This is a genomic window from Staphylococcus sp. 231237_7MaSpsaltlick (genome assembly GCF_043107035.1).
In genome coordinates this window covers 1-1,782 of record NZ_JBICNX010000104.1, presented here as the reverse complement: position 1 = coordinate 1,782, position 1,782 = coordinate 1, and the positions used below count along the sequence as shown (strand labels likewise).

Annotated in this window: 2 protein-coding genes; one reads left to right on the top strand and one right to left on the bottom strand. The window is 29.5% G+C overall.

What is annotated here, in order from left to right; genetic code table 11:
* The coding region (locus ACF91D_RS30115; protein WP_017175401.1) for a protein rep at window positions 1–1,003 on the bottom strand (1,003 nt) is incomplete at its 3' end.
* Between the two features lie 217 nt (window positions 1,004–1,220).
* On the opposite strand from ACF91D_RS30115, the gene lnu(A) reads away from it, so the two are divergent.
* A complete protein-coding gene (gene lnu(A), locus ACF91D_RS30110) occupies window positions 1,221–1,706 on the top strand; it encodes a lincosamide nucleotidyltransferase Lnu(A) (RefSeq protein ID WP_011645013.1) in 486 nt (161 codons plus the stop codon).
* The last annotated feature ends 76 nt before the right edge of the window (window positions 1,707–1,782 follow it).

Sequence of the window (1,782 nt, the reverse complement as noted above, 5' to 3'; positions counted from 1 at the left end):
AACGTTTCAAATCTTTTAAGTAATAATTTTGTTTTTCAAAATTCCAAATTGCCGTAATTGAATGTGCTTTTTCTTCTTCGTCTGTTGTTTTATCTTCGTCACTTGTATTAATCAAATTGCCATCTTCAGAATCGTCTAAATTTAAAATTTTATGTTTTTGTTTAAGCAAACCACCATAACTCAACATACGTTTTCGATATAAACCTTTTTCTAAATCATTCACGATTTCTTGATTTTTTTCGTCATCATCAGTTAAAAAATCAGATGACTTAACCGAATATTTAGAGGTTTCTTTAATAGCTGCTTGAATATCTTTATCGCCTTTTTGATTTGGTTTGATCGCTTTAATATTTGCTACGGGTCGATAATTTACTTGTAATGCTTTTTGCCATAAATTAACCCATTCTTCTTGAGTTATATAATTAGCTTTATTCTTAAAATAACTATTTTCAACACACAATAAAACGTGCATATGTTGATTATAACTACCGTCATTTTTATTAACCGTTACTTCGGTTGAACGTAAAAATCCGATTAAATTCTTTTTAACTTTTGTATACATTTTTAATTTATTAAAAGCCTTAGACATATGCTTTAAACTTTGTTCTAAATGTTCACCGTCTATTGCATTTCGTGCTGATAGCGTAAGAAATAACCAACGTGCTTTTGGCTTTTCTTTAACCACTTCTTCAATCACTTTTTGAGCTTGATAACTATTTTTCATAGCACGCCTCCAATTACAAACTGGGCATAATTTTGATTTACAAAACCATGTTTTATGTAATTTCAAATAACCTTCATCAGTTGGCTTGAACTCTAAGACGTTACCACATTGTTTTACGTTAAAAGCCTTTTTTATTTTTAAAATTTCTAGTATATTTGCATAACTTACATTATCAATTTTCTTCTCTCTCCATGGGCGTTGTTTCCCACTTTTCGTCATATCTTTTAATGTTTCATTATCTTGATTTTCGTCTACATATCTAGTAGTATTATATTGCATATAAAAAGCCTCCAGTTTTGATTTTGATTCGACACCTTAATCATATAACTGGGGTTTTTTCATGTCAAATTTTCTTTCAACAACAAAAACAACCAAAAATACTGTTATATCAACATTCAAATGACTTTTTATATCTTTGAGTTATTTCTATATAGTATCAAGACAAGAAGAAACTCGTTTTCAACTCGTTTCAAATTCCCAAGTTAGGAGGGATAAAATGAAAAATAATAATGTAACAGAAAAAGAATTATTTTATATTTTAGATTTATTTGAACACATGAAAGTAACTTATTGGTTAGATGGTGGCTGGGGGGTAGATGTATTAACTGGAAAACAACAAAGAGAACACAGAGATATAGATATAGATTTTGACGCTCAACACACTCAAAAAGTTATACAAAAATTAGAAGATATAGGATACAAAATAGAAGTTGATTGGATGCCTTCACGTATGGAACTTAAGCATGAAGAATATGGGTATTTAGATATTCATCCTATAAATCTAAATGATGATGGATCAATTACCCAAGCAAACCCAGAAGGTGGTAATTATGTTTTCCAAAATGACTGGTTTTCAGAAACTAATTACAAAGGTCGAAAAATACCATGTATTTCAAAAGAAGCTCAACTTCTTTTTCATTCTGGTTATGATTTAACAGAAAAAGACCATTTTGATATAAAAAATTTAAAATCAATAACATAATTGCTTTATTCCAATTGCTTTATTGACGTTGAGCCTCGGAACCCTTAACAATCCCAAAACTTGTCGAATGGTCGGC